Here is an 18,661-nt window from a genome sequence, read left to right as displayed (position 1 = left end):
CTAAATAGTTAATCTAAATAATAATCAAATTTAATAATTAATATAATTTAATAATTGATAAATATAAATAATATATTAAAGTATCTATAAAAATTATAAAGTATTATAAAAATTAAAAAATTAAAATGATTGTGACTTATATGAATGTTGTTGGTATTTCTGGTTTACCAGGATCAGGGAAAAGCTTAGTTTCAAAAATAGCTAAAAAAAGATCTAATATTGTCATTAACATGGGGGATTTAGTTAGAAAAGAAGCAAAAAAGAGAAATACTGATGTTGGAGAAACAGCTATTAATTTAAGAAAAGAACAAGGGGAGTATGTACTAGCTAAACTAACAATTGAAAAAATTAAAAATGAATCTTTAAAATTAAAGGATTCAAAAAACTCAATATTTTTAATTGAAGGAATTAGAAGCCAGTTTGAAGTTAAAATGTTTAAAGAAAACTTTAAAGATTTTATTCTAATTTCAATATTTTCATCACCTTCAACACGATTTGATAGACTTAAAAATAGAAAAAGAGATGATGATTCAGAAGAATATGAAAATTTTCTTAAAAGAGATCAAAGAGAATTAAATTTTGGGATTGGAAATGTTATTGCAAGTTCTGATTTTATTATTATAAATGAAAATGGACTTGATGAATACAAAAATCAGATTGAAGATCTTTTTGATAATATAATTAATTAAGCTTTTATTAATTAAAATTTATTCAATCAACTATAATTTTTATATTTAAAAAACTTGAATTTTTTATTAAATATTTTTCATGAAATTTATTATTAATAATTTTTATTGAATATTTTACATGATATTTATAATTAACACTAAGATTGATAATTTATGTATTTTGAAGGAATAATAATAGGAATGGGGGCATTTTTAATAATAGGAATATTTCATCCAATAGTTATTAAAGGAGAATATTATATTGGTAAAAAGATTTGGCCAATATTTTTAATTGGAGGACTAATCTCTATTGTAATCTCATTATTTGTAGGTAATTTAATTTTATCTGCATTAATTGGAGTATTAGGTTTTACATTTTTATGGAGTATCCATGAAATTATAGAACAAGAAAAAAGAGTAGAAAAAGGTTGGTTTCCAAAAAAACCAGATAAATAAGTAAAATAAGTTAAATTAATTATATAAAATATATAAATATAAAATAAGATTAAAAATGAAAATTTAAAATTAATTTTAAATCTATTTATCAACTAAAGAAGCTTTTTTAATATTATATATCCCATTATCAACATTCCAAATGATTTCAGCTTCATCAATTTTTATTTTTTTCTTAAAAATAGGTCCATTAATAGCTAAAGTTTCAGCTTCTCCTCCTTCAAAAGCTATGTTTATACCATATTTTTCCTTAATTGTTTTTAAATCCTCAATGAGATTTTTATCTATTTTTTTACCAAGCCATGATTCATCTAAACCATAAGCAAAAACACCTGAAATGATTATTTCAAAACCTAAATCAATAATTCTATTCATATATTCTTCTTCATTAACATTCCACAATGGAGAAATAGATTTAAGACCTAAATCTTCACAAATTTTGTCTATTCTAGATTTTTGATAAACAGAATAAAGTGCTCCAGTATAAATACCTTCAATACCCTTATCTTTAAGAATTGATAAATTATATTTAAGGTCATCCACTTCTTTTTCTTTAATTCCATGAGTTTTAGCTTTAATAATAGGAATATCAATAGCTTCTGCAATTAACTCTGTAAGATGTATATTAGGAACATGGAACATATAAGACTCTTTATTTTTAGATTCTATTGATAATAAATATGCAATCTCATCTCCATTATTAATGGCTTCATAACATGCCATTGTACTATCTTTTCCACCGGAAAATAAAACAGCTACTTTCATGTCTATCTTTCTTTAATTTTTTTAATAAATTTTTTAATTCCATCTCGAATTTTATCGAAAAATATACTAATTAAAGCTAATATGACTCCAAAAACTCCAGATAGTAATATAACAATATTATTATCAACCATAGAATTTTTTGTATTATTTATTGCATCTTCAACAGAACCATTTACTGATTTGACAACAATATCATTAGAATGCAAATATTCAACAACATCATCTGCTTTTGAAGGTTCGGCTGTAATTTCAATATTAACTAATGAATATCTAGTATTAATCCCACCAGTATACATTAACCAGTCAGATAATGTTTTTAGAGCAGTAGTTGGGTTGTAATTTTCTGTAAAATTTATAGATATTAATCCACTTTCATTTACAGAAAAATTTTCAAAGTTTTCATCAACTATTGGAATCTTTTCTTCAATAATTTTTTTACGGCTCGTAGAAAAAGAGTCTGTTTTTACAACAATCCCCTTATTAACTATTGATATAACTCCATCAGTTTTATTTAAATTTTTAGTAAGTTCATTGAGATTTACATATGGTGAAACTTCAATATTTATTGATGCAGTATCATTAGTAAATGTTTCATAAACTGCTTCAACTACATTAGGTAATTCTTGATAAACAGGAGTTACAAAAAAAGCACCGCCAACTAATCCAACTACAAACCCAATAGTTAAAACAGAGATAACATCTTTTTTTCCAATAATAGGAGTTAACAACCCCATAGAAAAAACAAATACCATCAATAGAATAAATAAAATAATATAAATACTTGCAGAAATAATATCCATTAAACCATCTCATAATTTAGAATATTAAATAATCAATTTATAGATTATTCTTAATCAATATAATAATATTAAATTAGTTTATATTATGGATAAATGTTTTGTTATTTTTCTAAACAAAACAACAATATTTTTCTATTTTTAACAAATTTTTATTAAATCTAAATACTATAAATGTTTTTTTAATAAATATCTATTCTTGTTTAAACTTTTATAACAATATTAGTTTCATTAATTGGCCATTCAATAATTACTTTTGTAAGAATTTTTTTTTTAAAATTTATTGAAGTTTTTACATTATTTGCTTTAAAACTATATTGAATTTGATAATTATAATTTGTATTATTAACCTCATTAACATTCGTATTATTAATCAAATTTAATTCAGCTATTGCTAACCCTTTATTTGAATAAGAATCTTTATTGAAATTAATTTCTAAATCTGTTGGAAATTCAATATATAAAATCCTTTTTGAACCTATTCCATCTGAATAAACATCATCAATAGAATTTATAATCTTTAAAAGTTCTGATTTACTCTCGATTGAATAGCTTACATCTATCATTGAATTAACTGCAATCTCACTCAAGGGTAGTGAAATGGAAATAAATATTAAAATAGCAATAAAGCTAATCAATATAAATTCAAGAGATAGTTGACCCTTATTATTTTTATTATTTTTTAATTTTAAAAACTTTAAATTCTTTGATATATTCTTAATTATAGATTTATTTGATAAATTTTTAATATTAAAATTTTTTATTAAACTTTTTAAAATACCTAAATGTTTAAGCAAAATAAAAAATATTAAAAGATTAACTCGTAATTCCTCAAATTTCTCTTTAAATTTTTTGATTATAAATATAACCTCCTTTTTTTATTAATTTGATTTAATAAATAAAAATTAGATTTTTATATTAACAAATTTACTCCATTATAAATGAATAATGAAAGATCTCCAATAAATAAAGTTATGAAGAATCCAATAGCAATTGATGGTGCAAATGGAATTCCTAACTTAATAGGGATTTTTTCTGGAATTATTTCGATTTTAGCTAATTCTTTTAATAATTTTAAATCATTTTTTGATAATCCTCCAGCAGTTTTTGATTTCAGTATATGATTATCCTTATTTTTATAAATATCAATGTTAATATCATCATTATTAGTGTAATTAGTATAATCAATATAATCACTATACTCCATATAATCAGTAGAATCATTAGTACCGATATAATTAATATAATCAGTACAGTCACTATAATTTTTCTTATATAATCCAATTTTATTGATTATATTTAAATTAACCTTGTTTTCTTTAATTAATCTGTTTAAATCACTTATATTTATTAATATATCACTTAGAATCATATTTTCTTTCAAATTATTAATATCTACAAGTTTATATGAACCTTTTTTAACAAAAATTTTAAAATTTAAAATAAAAAAGTCCAGAAATATAGAAAAAGTTAAATTAATAAACATTCCAACTATTAAAATATAAAAAATTGAATTTATTGAATCAATATCATATCTTTTAAAAAATAGAATGACAATTAATAAAATTAAAGAAGTTAGTAGTGATTTAATTAATTTATTAAATATTAATTTCTTATAAATACCAATTTTGATATATTTAAATAAATCAAATAGATGATTATTATTACTATTATTAATATTAATATTATTGATGATAATATTAATAAATTTATTAAATAATATTAAAATCAAGTTTTTTTCAGATTTATTCCTTTTAAAATTTTTATTATTAGCAATTTCCTCATATTTGATATTATTTAGATAATTAAGTATTACACATATTAACAAAAACGGGAATGAAACAAGAATACTATTAAATATCACTGTAAAAGGAAATGGATATATAGCTAGTATAGGTAGATTGATATTATTAATATTAAATCTAAAAATCTCACTTAAAACTGCTGGATGAATAGGCATTGCTAGAGTTATTCCAGTAATTAATTTTACATCTCCACCACCCCATAATCTTAGTTTCCACAATATATATGATAATGAAAAAATTATTATAGATAATATTATTGAAAACAATATTGGATATATTTCCATAATCAAAAATGAAATAGCTAAATTTGATATTATCCCAGTTAAAATTAATAAATAACTTAATTCATTAGGAATGATTTTATATTTTAAATCATAAAATCCTGCAATTATTACAGATCCACTAAGAATCAAAATTACCAATAAATGTATATAAACTAAGTGATTTTCCATTTTAGCTCCTCTTATAACATTATCTATTTTTAAATTTTCATTTTCATATGTTAATATTAATATGAACTAATATTTAAATTAATACTTTTTATGATAATAATATTACTAGGGGATTGAAAAATTGTCTTGATGATTAAAAATTGTTGTAAAATAAAATTTAAAAAAGATTGAAAAATTTAGAAAAAATATAATAAAATATAATAAAATATAGTATAGTAAAATATAGTAAAAATTTATTGAAAAATATGATAAATTAAAAAAAATTTAAGAATATAAAAAAATTTAAAAATAATTAATTAATAAAATAAAAAAGAAAAAAGGAAAAAATAAAAATAATTAATTAAATTATTTATTTTTAGAAAAATTATAAGCAGCATCCATAAAAGAAACAAATAAAGGATGAGCATTGTTAGGTCTTGATTTAAACTCAGGATGGAATTGACATCCTACAAACCATGGATGATCTTCGAGTTCTACCATTTCTACAAGAAAATCGTCTGGAGATGTTCCTGAAATAATTAGGCCTTTATTTTGAAGCTCTTCTCTAAAATCATTGTTTAATTCATATCTATGTCTATGACGTTCTTTAACAAGGTCTTGTTTATATAAATTGTGTGCTTTAGTATTTTTTATAAGTTTACAATCATAAGAACCTAAACGCATAGTTCCTCCCATTTGTTTGATCTCTTTTTGTTTTTCCATAAGATCAATAACAGGATACATAGTATCTAGATCAAATTCTGTACTATTTGCATTATCCATACTATTCCGCCTAGCAAATTGAATAACCATTGAATGCATTCCAAGACATATTCCAAAAATTGGAACATTATTTTGAATTGCATATTCAACTGCATCTAACTTACCTTCGACTCCTCTTTCACCGAAACCTCCAGGAATAAGAATTCCATCAAGCTCTTTTAATTCATTTTCATCGAGATTATCGACATCAGAACTTATATATTCAAGATTGAGCTTAACCCCAATTTTTGCAGCTGCATGTAATAATGCTTCTCTAATACTTATATAAGAATCTTCAAGTTCAACATATTTTCCAATTATAGCTATAGTAACAACAGGATCTTGTTTTTGGAGAGATTTAACAATAGATTTCCATTGATCTAAATCTGCAGATTCAACATCAACATCAAGTTTAATTCGTTCAGCAATGAATTTTCCAACATTTTCTTTATCAAGAGTTAATGGAACTTCATAAATAGAAGATGCATCTGGAGCATTAACAACAGCAGTAGGATCAACATCACAAAAATGAGCAATTTTACGTTTAAGAGCATCATCAATAGGATCTTGACTTCTACATACAATCATATCAGGATTTATACCAGTACTTCGAAGCTCTTTGGTACTATGTTGTGTTGGTTTTGTTTTGAATTCTCCAGCAGCATTAAGATATGGAATAAAAGTTACATGTACAAACATTACATTGTCATGGCCTTCTTCATTTCTAAGTTGTCTCAATGCTTCTAAAAATGGTTGACTTTCAATATCACCAACAGTTCCACCAAGTTCTATGAGAATAATATCATAATCATTGATTTCAGCTGTTTTTCTTATGAGTGATTTAATTTCATCAGTAATATGAGGAATTATCTGAACACAAGCTCCAAGGAACTCTCCTTTTCTTTCTTTATCAATTACTGACTGATAAACTTTTCCAGTGGTAATGTTAGAAACACCTGGAAGTTCAACATCTAAAAAACGTTCATAATGACCTAAATCAAGATCAGATTCCATCCCATCATGAGTAACAAAAACTTCTCCGTGTTGATATGGATTTAATGTTCCAGAATCCCAATTTAAATAAGGGTCTATTTTAATAGCTCCTACCTTTAATCCATAAGAACGTAAAATCCTTCCAATTGATGCTGAAGTAATCCCTTTACCAATTGAACTAACAACACCGCCGGTTATAATTATATATTTTGTCAGAACATCCTCTCCAGTATTTTATTATGTATTATATATAGATTATCAGATACAATATTAATTTAGAAATTTTATAAATAAAATTTATAATAAGATTATAAATATGAGTTATAAATAAAATTTTTTAATAACATTCTTAAATAATATTTTTAAATAATATTTTTTGAATAACACTTTGAATAAGATTTTTAAATAAATTCTATATTAAATTCTTAAATAAATTCTTAAATAAAATTATAAATAAAATAATTTAAAATAATTTAAAATAATTGCAATTGTTTTTATTTATAAAATTATTATTGATAACTGTAAATAATTTCTATAAATAAAATCATAATATTTTTAATTTTATTTAATTTAATATTATATAATATTATTTTTATTAGTATATAAAATTTATATTAAAATTAATATTCTTAAATCAATTACTTATAATAAATTATTATATATAATAATCTATATAATTTTTTAATTATTATTCTAGGTATTCAATATATTTTTATACATGAAGCTTTTTCTAAATAAAAATTGAATAAAAATAAATAATAATAATTTAAAATAAATAAATTAATTTAAAATAATATAAAAATAATTTAAATTAATTTAAAAAAATAAAAATAAACAGAAAAATTTAAATTATCATTTTTTTAACTAGATCATGAGCTTTATCTATACCTAAAGATCCATTAATAACAGATTTTTCTGTGTAAATATTAGCATCATCAGCAAAATCTTTTTTTAAAGAAGAATATATTGCGAGAGGAACAAGATCTCGAGTATGAGTTCTAACATCAATAGGCGTTGCATGATCTGGAAGAACAGCTATTTTATAATCTTCATATTGTGGTATTTCATCAAGAATTTGACCTAATACATACTTATCAATTCTTTCAATAGCTTTGATTTTTTCTTCAATATTTCCAGCATGACCCGCTTCATCAGGAGCTTCAATGTGAACAAATAAAAAATCATTGTCTTCAAGAGCATTAGCAGCATACTTGCCCTTAGCTTTATAATCTGTATCAAAATATCCAGTAGCACCAGGAACATTAATATTTTTTAATCCTGCAAAAACACCTATACCTTTTAATAAATCTACCCCAGTAATAACAGACCCTTCAAAACCATAAAGATCTTTAAATTTAGGCATAGAAGGCTTTAAACCTTGACCCCACAACCAAACCATGTTGGCTATTTTTTCTCCATTACTAAGTCTTTTTTTATTAATATCATGGTTTTCTAAAATCTCTTTAGATTTTAACATAATATTTTTTATCATTAATGAAGAAGGATCATTCCAATTAGTATAATCAGCTATTGATTCACCAACAATATCATGAGGAGGAGTAGTCTTTAATGAAGCTAATTCTGACCCTTTTTTAACAAAAAGATGCCTATAGCTAATTCCTGAGTAAAATTCTCCATCCATTTCACCAATATTTGGATTATTTTCCTTTGAAAATTCTTGATTAAGTGTATTGATTAAAATAGCTGCTTCTTTTGAAGTAATGTGTCCTGCATTAAAATCAGCTAATATTCCATTATCCTCAGTTATTAAATTACATCTAAATATAACTTCATCATCAGAAGTATTGATTCCCATACTTCCAGCTTCAAGAGGACCTCTACCAGTATAATATTTTTGAGGATCATAACCAAAAATACTCATATTAGCTACATCTGATCCAGGTTCAAGATTTTCTGGAACAGTTTGAAGTTGTCCAACCCTACCTTTTTGAGCAATTCCATCTATATTAGGTTTATTAGCTACTTCAAGAGGAGTTTGATTATTCAATTCTTTTAAGGGGTAATCAGACATTCCATCCCCTATTAAAATTACATATTTCATAATAATTCCAAAAAATAAAAAAATAAAATATATTAATATTTAGTTTTAATAATATTAATAACATCAGTCAACATTGCAGAAGCAGTTTCAATTGATCCTGCACCTTTTCCAACTACAGTAACTTCATCAGCAAGATCTGTTTTAATAGTTGCCATATTTAATGTGCCTTCAACAGCATAAGGACTATTTTTTTTAACTAATCGTGGAGAAACTTTTAATGCATCTTTTGATACTTCAGCAATCAATTTAATTAAATAACCTTCTTTTTTAGCTAATTCAATAGCTTCAGAAGTAATTTTAGAAATACCTTCAACTTCAACATCAGAATATGTTGCATCAATTCCAAGTAGAGAATTAGCTAATATAACAGTTTTACAAGCTGCATCAATTCCTTCAACATCTTGAGTTGGATCAGTTTCAGCAATTCCTAATTGTTGAGATTCTTCAAGTGTATTTTTATATGAAGAACCTTCAGTAGTCATTCTTGATAATATATAATTGGTAGTTCCATTTAAAATACCAATAATAGAAGATATATTTGAACTTGGAAGGGTTTCTTCAGCAAAATTTATAATAGGCATAGCTCCTCCAACAGATGCTTCAAACTTAAATTGAACATTATTGGCTTTAGCTTGTTCATTCATTTGAGAAAAGAAAAGAGCTAGATGACCTTTATTTGATGTTACAACATCTTTCCCACTAGCAAAAGCTTTTAATGTTAGTGATTTTGCAGGTTCTCCATCTTCAATATTAGTTGGTGTAGCTTCAATAAGCAAATCATAATCAACTGAATCAAGAACATCTTCTCCATTTGTATTAAATCCAAATTCTGGATAATTAGCTAATTTTCCTTGATTTTCTTTTGTTTCAATTAATAATTCTTCATCAAGTCCATTTGATGAAATAGCTGATGAAGATGAATCAGCTACAGCTACTAACTTTAGGTTTACACCATATTCATTTTGAATTTTATCTTTTTTAATAGAGATTGATTTAGCAACACCTTTACCAACAGCTCCAAACCCCATTAAAATAATTTTTATATCTTTCATTAAAAATTCTCCTGAATTTTTCTAATATAATCTTATTTAAACTTCATTAACAACTAAAAGACCTTTATCATCAGCTATTTCCTGAATTTTAGAGAGAACAATTTCTTTTTTATCAGGATCTGATTCAACAACAATCATAGCTGAAGATTCATACTCTTCTTCTAATTTAACATCTAATCCAACTACAGATACTCCTTCAATTGTGTTAATTTTATCCATAGTGTCCTTTATATCTGTATCAATAACATGTCCAATTAGTATCGTACTGAGTTTTTCTTTTACAACTACTCCATCAATCTCAAGAATAGTAATATTCATTTCATTTAACTTCTCAACAACTTCTTTAAGGTTGTTTCTTTCACCTTCTAAAGTTATTTGAACAGGAATCATACCTTTTTCATTTTTTGAATCCCTTTGGTGAATAACAGTTACTAAATTTGTACCAAAATCACTAATTGGTTCAAGAACAGATACAAGTTGTCCTGGAATATCTTGAAGTTCTAGAACTAAGTTCATTCTCATTTTATCCCTCAATTAATCTAAAATAAATTATAAAAAAAATATTATTAAATATTATTAGAATATTTTTAAAACATTATTAGAAATTTATTAGAATATTGTAAAATATTTTTAAATATTATAAAGAATATTTTTAAATATTATAAAAATATTTTAAGATATTATATATTTTAATATATTATAAAAATATTATAAATATCTTCAAATTGTTAAATATTGCATAATATTTATGAAATATTATTAATTTAATCTTAATTAATCCATTCTGCTTTTTTAACTAATAAATGACCCTCTTTATCAGTTCTAGCATTTCTCATTATTTTTTCTGGATTTTTCTCAATAGAAACATCTTTACGTGTGAGATTTACATTGTCTACTATATAATGAGTTTCTTCAAGGTCGGGAATACTTTCAAGTGTTTTAGAAAAATCTTTGAGAATTTTTTCTGCATCTTTTTCAATTTTCATTATAAATCTCCTTAAATTGTAAGTAAATAAAATTATTGATGATTTAAATTATAATAAATAAATTATAGTAATAGATTATAGTAATAAATTATTGTAATAAATTAAATTAGTAAATTATTGTATAAATATATAATAATATAAATATATTTTTCTTAGTATTAAAGCTTTATTTATTTAAAAATTATTTTAATTAAAATATAAAATATTTAAGAAAAATGATTAATAAAATAATGAAAAGAAGTATAATAATAATTTATTAAAAATTAATTTTATTTAAAGAATAATTTAATTAAATAATAATTAAATCAATTTTTATTGTTAGAATAAGAATCAATAATATTTTCCATGATTTTATTCAAATCAGTATCTTTTAAGATCTTTTTTCTGATAATTTTATCAATTCCAGAACCATATTGAGCTGCTTTTTTTGGACGCATAGCTATTTCTTCATCCACACCAATATCTAAAGCTAAATCTCTCAATATTCTTTTTCTTAAAGGATCTTCATTATTTTCATTTAATTTAATTTTATATTTGATAGGAATATTTAAAGCAAAATTAACAACTTTTTCATCTAAATAAGGAACTCTAAGTTGAACTCCATTTGAACTAGCTATCTTAGCATCTCTTTCAAGATTAACATCATAACAATATTTCATATCATGAATAAGTTCTTTTTGTAGTTGATCTTCTCCTTTTTGATTTAAAGTAGCTAAATATCTATAATAACCACCAAATAATTCATCAGCTCCCTGTCCGGCTAATACAACTGGAATATCATCATTAAATGCTAGCTTAGTTCCTAAATATAAGGTCATACCGACACCAACTTTCATAAGATCCTCTTCTTCAATAGCTTTCAATACAGGGTTTAAAGATTTTCTAACTAGTTCCTCATCTATGATCTGTGTTTTAAGAGTAAAATCTAATTTTTTTGCAATTTTTTTACTATATTTTAGATCAATAGAATTTTCAACACCTACAGTATATAATGTGACATCAATTTTAGAGGATTCACTATATTTTTTAAGGATGGTTGCAAGTATAGTACTATCTACTCCTCCTGAAAAAACTAATCCTACCTTATCAAGTCCTTTTATTCTATCATAAGTAGAATTCATTATTAGTTTTGAAAGGTAATTTTTAAATTTATAATAATTATCCTCTTCATCAGTATCTAAAACAAAATCATTATGATCACTATAATCAATATCCCATGGATTAGATTTAGAAGGAAAATCTTTCCAATTATATAAAATATGTCCGGGTTTTAAAGAAGAAATATCATTATTATTTATCCCTATTTTCCAAAGACTTTTCTTTTCAGAAGCAAATGAATTAAAATCATTAACATTGTAATATAGTGGATTAACACCTAAACTATCTCTTGAAATAGCTAAGTTAGTACCATCAAAAACAGCAAAAGCATAATCTCCATTAATAAGATTTTTTACTTTTTCTATAGATTTTTTTAAATCAGAAAATTCACTATAAAATTTATAAATAAGCTTAATAGCTAATATTTCACTAGAATAAACTACATCTTCATTATTAGAATTAGATAAAATAGAATTTATCTCATCTATATTATAAATAACACCATCAAAAACCAGTGTTAAATTTTTGTATTGAATAGGTTGCAATTCTTTATCATTAGGGTTAATAACACCTAATCCTATATTAAAAGAATTATTTTTATCATTTTGAAAAGAAATATTACAGAATTTATTATTAAAAATAGTGTTGTTTTCAGAAGAAAGAAAGATTCCTTTTTTAAATTTACTTTTAATTAACCTATCTTCATAGTTTATAGCTTTTAACATAGAATTTAAAAGATTTCCATCGAATTTTCCTTGAATTCCAATTATTTTACTCATAATATCCTTTTTATTAATGAATTTATATATTAAATATATAATATTACAATTATATCCTAATTATACCATATAATTTATATATAATTCATTTAATTTTTTTCATTTTTAAGTTTATTTATTTCTTCTTCAAGGATTTCTTGTTTTTCAATGAGATTTTTTAATGCTTCATCAATAGGATCTGGAAGTTTTTGATGCTCTTGATCCATTGCACAAGGTCTTTTCTCATGGACAATCTTTCCAGGAACTCCAACAATAGTAGCCCCATTAGGAACATCTTTTAATACTACAGAACCAGCTCCTACTTTTGAACCATTACCTAGTTTGATATCTCCAATAATAAGAGCTCCAGAACCTATTACAACACCATCTCCAATTGTAGGGTGTCTTTTTTCTCTAACTGTACTAGTTCCTCCAAGAACAACTCCTTGATATAATAAAACATCATTACCTACTTCAGTAGTTTCACCAATAACTACTCCCATTCCATGATCAATAAAGACTCTACGCCCAATTTTTGCAGCAGGGTGTATTTCAATTCCTGTAAAAAATCTATTAACTGTAGAAATCCATCTTGCTGAAAGACAATGACCATGTTTCCATAAATAATGAGCTATTAAATGATACCAAACAGCATGCAAGCCAGAATAGCAAAAGAAAATTTCAAATTTACTTCTTGCAGCTGGATCTCTAAGTCGGACCATAAGTAAATCTTCTCTAATTCTATCAAACATGAAATCAACCTTTAATAATAAAACTCATATCAATTAATAAAAAGCTAATAAAAGTTTAAAATATAAATTTTAAATAATGCAATTATATGGACTCTTTTTAAATAATTGAATTAAATGGATTTTTTTAAATAATACAATTAAATAGATGCTTTTATCATTTATATAATCCGTTTAATCACTTAATAAGTGACTAATTTGATCAGTGGTTATAATGCCTTCTAATTTATATTCATCATTAACAACAGGCAAACAAGAAATATCATATTTTCTCATTTTAGTAGCTATTACTTCAATAGTTTCATTAGATTTACAAGTTTTAACATCTTTAGTCATAATATCATTTAGTTTACTACAATTAACAGCTATTGATTTAGATAAATCCCATGCTGTAACAATTCCAAGTAACATATTATCATCAGTAATAACTGGAAGATGAGTTACATGTTCAGACATCATTAACATAGCTGCATCCTTAATTTCTGCATCTTTTTTAATAGTTGAGACATTTACATTCATGAGATCTTTAACTAAAGTATTTGTTAAAAAGTTAGATACAACATAATTTAGTTGTCCTCCTTCAAGAAGGAAAGCATCATGACCATAACTAGATTTTAATTCACTATAGCTAACTTCAATATCATTAGCATTTAAAGCCATAAGAATATCTTTAGATTGATCTGGTGGATATAACCAATCAGAATCAATAGCTATAATTTGAATTTTAGATTTGATATTTTTTAAACCTTCAATTAAAGAACCATTACTAGATAAATCGAAATAATCAATTGCTTTTGTTATATAAAGATATGAATTAGCATCAAATCGTTTAACAAATGTATCTCCTTGATAATGAAGATAGCTTTCTACTTGAAAATCCATTGAAAAATCATAGCTAACTTCTTTTTTATCCTTAAGATCTCTTCCAAATTTTTCATACATGGATTCATCACTAAGATAAGTGATATGTGCAACCATTCTAGCTAATGCAAGACCATTTCTAGGTCCAACTTCTTTATCATAATAATCTCCATTGTTCCAATTAGGATCTGTAATAATAGCTTGTCTTCCAACTTCATTAAAAGCTATTTGTTGTGGAGATGAGTGAGCTGTAGTAGCTATAGGCACGGCTTTTTTAACCATATCAGGATATGAAACTGCCCATTGTAAAACCTGCATTCCACCCATTGAACCTCCAACAACAGCCAATAGTTCACTAATCTCTAAACTTTCAATTAGCTTTTTTTGAGCTTTAACCATATCTTTGATTGTAATGACTGGAAAATCAAGATTATAAGTTTTACCAGTAGCTGGATTTATGGAAGAGGGACCAGTAGAACCACTACATCCACCAAGAATATTAGAAGAAATTATAAAATATTTTTCACTATCAAGAGCTTTTCCCGGCCCAATGAATATTTCCCACCAACCAGGTTTTCTATCACCTTCATGCCATCCAGCTGCATGTGCATCACCAGATAAAGCATGACAAACTAAAATAGCATTATTTTTTTCTTTATTTAATTTACCATAGGTTTCATAAGCAATAGTAACATCACTCAAAGTTTTTCCAGATTCTAACTTTAAATCCCCTTTAATATTGAAAAATTTTGTTTCAACAATACCTACAGATTCTCTTTTCATTTTAATTCCAGCTATTTAGTTTTATAATTTTAATATGTTTTTCAGTTCTTTAATTATTATTATTAATGATATTTTGTATTTTTATATATTTTATAATAATTGTTATTATTTATTTATATTTACTTACTAGATTAATATAATTTATTATAAAAATTGAAAATATATAATGATTTGAATTAATAATATAATACCTATTAAATAAATAATACAAAAATATAATGATTTATAGAAATAGTTAAAATTTTAATAATCAAATAAAAATAATAAAAAAATTAAATTGATTAGAATAATTAAATTATAAATTAATTAAATTAAATTTATAATAAAATTACATAATTTTTAAAAAAAATAATTATAAATTAATTATAAAAAAGTTATAAATTAATTATAAAAAATAATTATAAAATTATTATAAAAAATAAATTAAAATAAAAAATAAAAAATAAATTTTTATTTATTCAACTGCTTTTTTTAATGCCTGATCTATATCATCAATAATGTCTTCAGCATTTTCAAGACCAATTGAAAGTCTTATGAAGTCTTGAGAGATTCCAACTTCTTCTAATTCTTTTTTGGAAAGTTGAGAATGAGTAGTTGAAGCAGGATGAGTAACTAAAGATCTAGCATCTCCAATATTAGCTACATGAGATAAAAGTTCAAGATTTTTAATGAATTTTTTACCTTCTTCAAGACCTCCTTTTATTCCAAAAGCTACTAATCCACCATAACCATTTTTAAGATATTTAGTAGCTAATTCATGAGAAGGATCATTTTCAAGTCCAGGATAAATAACCCAAGCTACATCTGGGTGAGAATCAAGGAATTTTGCAACTTCAAGAGAATTTTCACTATGTTGTTTCATTCGTAAAGATAAAGTTTCAAGACCTTGAATTAATTGAAATGAGTTGAATGGGCTAATAGTGGTTCCAATATCTCGAAGTAATTGAGTTCTAGCTTTAACTGCAAAAGCAATCTCTCCAAAAGCTTCACTAAATATTAAACCATGATAACTTGGTTCAGGTTCACTAAATTCTGGAAATTTTCCATTAGTCCAATCAAATTTACCAGAATCAACAATAACTCCTCCAAGACTATTTCCATGACCTCCAATATATTTAGTAGCTGAGTGAACAACTATATCTGCACCATGTTCTATTGGTTTAACTAATCCTATACCAGTAGTATTATCAACAATTAATGGTATATTGTTTCTATGTGCAATTTCAGCTATAGCTTCAAAATCAGGAACATCTAATCTAGGATTTCCTATTGATTCAATAAAAATTCCCTTTGTTTTTTCATCAATAGCTTCTTCATAAGATGATAAATCATCATATTTAACAAATTTAACAGTTCTACCTAACTTAGGAAGTGTATAATTAAAAGCATTGAAAGTTCCACCATATAAATTATCAGCTGAAACTATATTATCTCCTAAGAGACTTATATTTAAGATTGATAATGTAATTGCAGCAGCTCCAGAAGATTGAGCAAGTCCTGCTGCTCCCCTTTCAAGTGCAGCTACTCTTTCTTCAAATACTGCAGTAGTAGGATTGTTCAATCTTATATAAATATTATCAAATTTTTCAAGGGCAAATCTCTCTCTAGCATCATCTACATCATCAAAAACATAAGCAGTTGTTTGATAAATAGGTACAGCCCTAGATTTTGAACTTCCAAGATCTTCATGTCCTGCATGAACTTCTAATGTTTTATCTCCATATTTTTTTTTGTTTGAATTATCTTTAGACATTATAACACCTTTGTAAAAATCAAGTATAAATTCATTATAAATTTATTTAAAATTTAATAAAATTTAATTAAATTAATTAAAAGTTGAGTTATAAACTTTTTAAAACATAGTTTATATAATGCTTAACTTATTAATAATGAGTATTTATTATAATTATTATATCTTGTTATTCTTTCTATTAAAATTTCTTATTATTTTTAATAAATTAATTACTATTATTAATTATTTTTATTATAGAAGTTCCTGAAAAAAATTATTTTTATAATTATTATTTTATTATTTTATTTTTTAATAAAAAATTATAATTTACTAAAATTATTAAAAAATATCAAAATTAGAAAAAATAAAAAAATATAAAAAGTCTAATAAAAAATCAAAATTAGAAAAAATAAAAAAAATATAAAAAGTCTAATAAAAAATCAAAATTAGAAAAAATAAAAAAAATATAAAAAGTTTCATAAAAAATTAAAAATTCAAATCAGAAAATTTAAAGAATTATAAAGATATTATAATTCAAATTCTTCATCTACAATTGATTGTTTTAGTTTAGAAGAGATTTTCTTGGCTCTTTGTATGTCAGATTGTCTGCAGGTTATTGGAATATTATAATTTTTATTATTAATTTCTGCATCAACTGATCCTAAATTCATTTGATATGTATCATTTTTAGTTAAATAAACACATAATCCACAACCAAAACATTTATCTCTGTCAACTGTTCCATTATCATTGATTGCATTAGTTGGACAAGATTTTTGAACTTCTATATTTTCTTCTTTAATGAAATTTTCACTTTTAAATGTTGGTCTTTCATCAAGTCCATCCCATACTTTATCATAGCTAGTTTCTGTTATTGGTAAATGTCGGCCGTGAATATCAGCTATAACTAGTGGAATATCATTATTCAATATTTGAACATCATTAAATACTTGTTCATTTAGAATTGGGATTGGGATAGCTACTGAATCATAAACTTCTGGACCGGATCCTGTTTTAAATCCTCCAATATATTCAGAAGACATTTTATGCATATCACCAGTTAACATTAAGTTTGGTTTTGCATCAGAACTTCTTGTTCCATCACCTAAGACTACACCAGAACCTCCATTAAATAAAATTTTAGTTCCTTCTTTTATTACATTTCTATTATAATCATTTTGTAGAGGATTTAAATCACCACATCCAGAGAACGTGAATTGATCTAAAGTTCCTTCCATAGGTATTGCATTAAATATTGATCCAACAACATCTTTTTCAGGATTAACGAAAGCAGTATAATTTCTAAATGCCATTCGAGTTCCAATTATTTGAGCTCGTGGAATTTCATCTATAGTGACACTAGTTTCTAATTTTTGACCTTCAATAGATTCAACTTCTACATCGATTTCTTTTCCATCTAGGATATCTTTGAATAAAAATCCTCCACCATATTCATGATCCTTTACACTATGTTCTGTACCATAAACTATAACATCTATTGAACCTAATAATTCATTTGGACATGGCCCTGGAAAAGCTGGAACTCCATTCAAATATACTTTTTTAGCTTTTTTAAATACTCCTGGTTCACCTACACCTATATGAAATATAGCTGCAGTTCCAGACATAATTCCACAAGTACCACAAGTTACAACATCAACATCTTCGAATTTTATATCTTCTTCATCTCTAATTGCTTCTTTTAATTCTTGTGCAGTGAATATATTTGCTTCACCATTTTTTATTTTCTTCTTTATATCATCTAAGCTTCTTTTTGTCAAAGAATCACCTTTTCTTAATTCTTTAAATTTTTTTGAATCTAATTTTCCAAATATTTTAAATATTTTAGATAGTAGTTTATTTTTATATTATATAAATATTACAATTGTTATATTTTTATTTATAA

Annotated in this window: 16 protein-coding genes; 2 read left to right on the top strand and 14 right to left on the bottom strand. The window is 24.2% G+C overall.

The annotated features are described in order from the left end of the window. Nucleotides 1-140 precede the first annotated feature (140 nt). The gene (locus tag KQY27_RS04950; RefSeq protein WP_342765743.1) at nt 141-689 is read left to right on the top strand and encodes a nucleoside monophosphate kinase; all 549 of its coding nucleotides are present in this window, start codon (nt 141-143) and stop codon (nt 687-689) included. A 153-nt stretch (nt 690-842) separates the two neighbouring features. Next, the gene (locus KQY27_RS04945) at nt 843-1,124 is read left to right on the top strand and encodes a DUF4491 family protein (protein ID WP_224425470.1); all 282 of its coding nucleotides are present in this window, start codon (nt 843-845) and stop codon (nt 1,122-1,124) included. Between the two features lie 81 nt (nt 1,125-1,205). Here the strand turns inward: KQY27_RS04945 and KQY27_RS04940 are convergent, their stop codons facing one another. The 14 genes from KQY27_RS04940 to KQY27_RS04875 form a co-directional block, all read right to left on the bottom strand. Then, nucleotides 1,206-1,886, bottom strand: coding sequence for a TIGR00289 family protein (locus tag KQY27_RS04940; protein ID WP_224425469.1), 681 nt, complete (start codon nt 1,884-1,886; stop codon nt 1,206-1,208). 2 nt (nt 1,887-1,888) lie between these two features. Continuing rightward, nucleotides 1,889-2,686 carry a hypothetical protein gene (locus KQY27_RS04935; protein ID WP_224425468.1) on the bottom strand — a complete coding sequence of 266 codons (798 nt, stop codon included), beginning with the start codon at nt 2,684-2,686 and terminating at the stop codon, nt 1,889-1,891. 200 nt (nt 2,687-2,886) lie between these two features. Next, nucleotides 2,887-3,249 (bottom strand): hypothetical protein, encoded by a 363-nt coding sequence (locus KQY27_RS04930; protein WP_224425467.1) that lies wholly within the window; start codon nt 3,247-3,249, stop codon nt 2,887-2,889. Between the two features lie 347 nt (nt 3,250-3,596). Continuing rightward, nucleotides 3,597-4,940 (bottom strand): A24 family peptidase, encoded by a 1,344-nt coding sequence (locus tag KQY27_RS04925; RefSeq protein ID WP_224425466.1) that lies wholly within the window; start codon nt 4,938-4,940, stop codon nt 3,597-3,599. Between the two features lie 345 nt (nt 4,941-5,285). Beyond that, entirely contained in the window at nt 5,286-6,890 is a 1,605-nt protein-coding gene (gene pyrG / locus KQY27_RS04920) for a CTP synthase (glutamine hydrolyzing) (protein WP_224425493.1), read from the bottom strand. 628 nt (nt 6,891-7,518) lie between these two features. Further along, nucleotides 7,519-8,736 (bottom strand): cofactor-independent phosphoglycerate mutase, encoded by a 1,218-nt coding sequence (locus KQY27_RS04915; protein ID WP_224425465.1) that lies wholly within the window; start codon nt 8,734-8,736, stop codon nt 7,519-7,521. Between the two features lie 32 nt (nt 8,737-8,768). Next, on the bottom strand, nt 8,769-9,788 hold the full coding sequence (locus KQY27_RS04910; protein ID WP_224425464.1) for a homoserine dehydrogenase: 1,020 nt from the start codon (nt 9,786-9,788) through the stop codon (nt 8,769-8,771). Nucleotides 9,789-9,824: 36 nt separating this feature from the next. Continuing rightward, nucleotides 9,825-10,310, bottom strand: a complete 486-nt coding sequence (locus tag KQY27_RS04905; RefSeq protein ID WP_224425463.1) for an amino acid-binding protein — start codon at nt 10,308-10,310, stop codon at nt 9,825-9,827. A 248-nt stretch (nt 10,311-10,558) separates the two neighbouring features. Next, nucleotides 10,559-10,774, bottom strand: coding sequence for an Asp-tRNA(Asn) amidotransferase subunit GatC (gatC, locus tag KQY27_RS04900; RefSeq protein ID WP_224425462.1), 216 nt, complete (start codon nt 10,772-10,774; stop codon nt 10,559-10,561). A gap of 305 nt (nt 10,775-11,079) precedes the next feature. Continuing rightward, on the bottom strand, nt 11,080-12,651 hold the full coding sequence (locus KQY27_RS04895) for an asparagine synthetase B (RefSeq protein WP_224425461.1): 1,572 nt from the start codon (nt 12,649-12,651) through the stop codon (nt 11,080-11,082). 89 nt (nt 12,652-12,740) lie between these two features. Beyond that, the gene (cysE, locus tag KQY27_RS04890; RefSeq protein WP_224425460.1) at nt 12,741-13,382 is read right to left on the bottom strand and encodes a serine O-acetyltransferase; all 642 of its coding nucleotides are present in this window, start codon (nt 13,380-13,382) and stop codon (nt 12,741-12,743) included. 171 nt (nt 13,383-13,553) lie between these two features. Then, the gene (locus tag KQY27_RS04885) at nt 13,554-15,023 is read right to left on the bottom strand and encodes a homoserine O-acetyltransferase (RefSeq protein WP_224425459.1); all 1,470 of its coding nucleotides are present in this window, start codon (nt 15,021-15,023) and stop codon (nt 13,554-13,556) included. A 454-nt stretch (nt 15,024-15,477) separates the two neighbouring features. Beyond that, nucleotides 15,478-16,776 (bottom strand): O-acetylhomoserine aminocarboxypropyltransferase/cysteine synthase family protein, encoded by a 1,299-nt coding sequence (locus KQY27_RS04880; RefSeq protein ID WP_224425458.1) that lies wholly within the window; start codon nt 16,774-16,776, stop codon nt 15,478-15,480. A gap of 506 nt (nt 16,777-17,282) precedes the next feature. Then, a complete protein-coding gene (locus KQY27_RS04875; protein ID WP_224425457.1) occupies nt 17,283-18,536 on the bottom strand; it encodes a methanogenesis marker 16 metalloprotein in 1,254 nt (417 codons plus the stop codon). Nucleotides 18,537-18,661: the final 125 nt, after the last annotated feature.

The sequence above is a fragment of the Methanobrevibacter sp. TMH8 genome, assembly GCF_020148105.1.
Classification (GTDB): Archaea; Methanobacteriota; Methanobacteria; order Methanobacteriales; family Methanobacteriaceae; genus Methanobinarius.
This window is presented reverse-complemented; position numbering and strand designations above follow the sequence as displayed.

What these genes read in the sequence shown, in the direction of transcription:
- KQY27_RS04950 (WP_342765743.1), top strand. Translation starts at nt 141, where the DNA reads ATGAATGTTGTTGGTATTTCTGGTTTACCAGGATCAGGGAAAAGCTTA.
- KQY27_RS04945 (WP_224425470.1), top strand. Translation starts at nt 843, where the DNA reads ATGTATTTTGAAGGAATAATAATAGGAATGGGGGCATTTTTAATAATA.
- KQY27_RS04940 (WP_224425469.1), bottom strand. Translation starts at nt 1,886, where the DNA reads ATGAAAGTAGCTGTTTTATTTTCCGGTGGAAAAGATAGTACAATGGCA.
- KQY27_RS04935 (WP_224425468.1), bottom strand. Translation starts at nt 2,686, where the DNA reads ATGGATATTATTTCTGCAAGTATTTATATTATTTTATTTATTCTATTG.
- KQY27_RS04930 (WP_224425467.1), bottom strand. Translation starts at nt 3,249, where the DNA reads ATGATAGATGTAAGCTATTCAATCGAGAGTAAATCAGAACTTTTAAAG.
- KQY27_RS04925 (WP_224425466.1), bottom strand. Translation starts at nt 4,940, where the DNA reads ATGGAAAATCACTTAGTTTATATACATTTATTGGTAATTTTGATTCTT.
- KQY27_RS04915 (WP_224425465.1), bottom strand. Translation starts at nt 8,736, where the DNA reads ATGAAATATGTAATTTTAATAGGGGATGGAATGTCTGATTACCCCTTA.
- KQY27_RS04910 (WP_224425464.1), bottom strand. Translation starts at nt 9,788, where the DNA reads ATGAAAGATATAAAAATTATTTTAATGGGGTTTGGAGCTGTTGGTAAA.
- KQY27_RS04905 (WP_224425463.1), bottom strand. Translation starts at nt 10,310, where the DNA reads ATGAGAATGAACTTAGTTCTAGAACTTCAAGATATTCCAGGACAACTT.
- gatC (WP_224425462.1), bottom strand. Translation starts at nt 10,774, where the DNA reads ATGAAAATTGAAAAAGATGCAGAAAAAATTCTCAAAGATTTTTCTAAA.
- KQY27_RS04895 (WP_224425461.1), bottom strand. Translation starts at nt 12,651, where the DNA reads ATGAGTAAAATAATTGGAATTCAAGGAAAATTCGATGGAAATCTTTTA.
- cysE (WP_224425460.1), bottom strand. Translation starts at nt 13,382, where the DNA reads ATGTTTGATAGAATTAGAGAAGATTTACTTATGGTCCGACTTAGAGAT.
- KQY27_RS04885 (WP_224425459.1), bottom strand. Translation starts at nt 15,023, where the DNA reads ATGAAAAGAGAATCTGTAGGTATTGTTGAAACAAAATTTTTCAATATT.
- KQY27_RS04880 (WP_224425458.1), bottom strand. Translation starts at nt 16,776, where the DNA reads ATGTCTAAAGATAATTCAAACAAAAAAAAATATGGAGATAAAACATTA.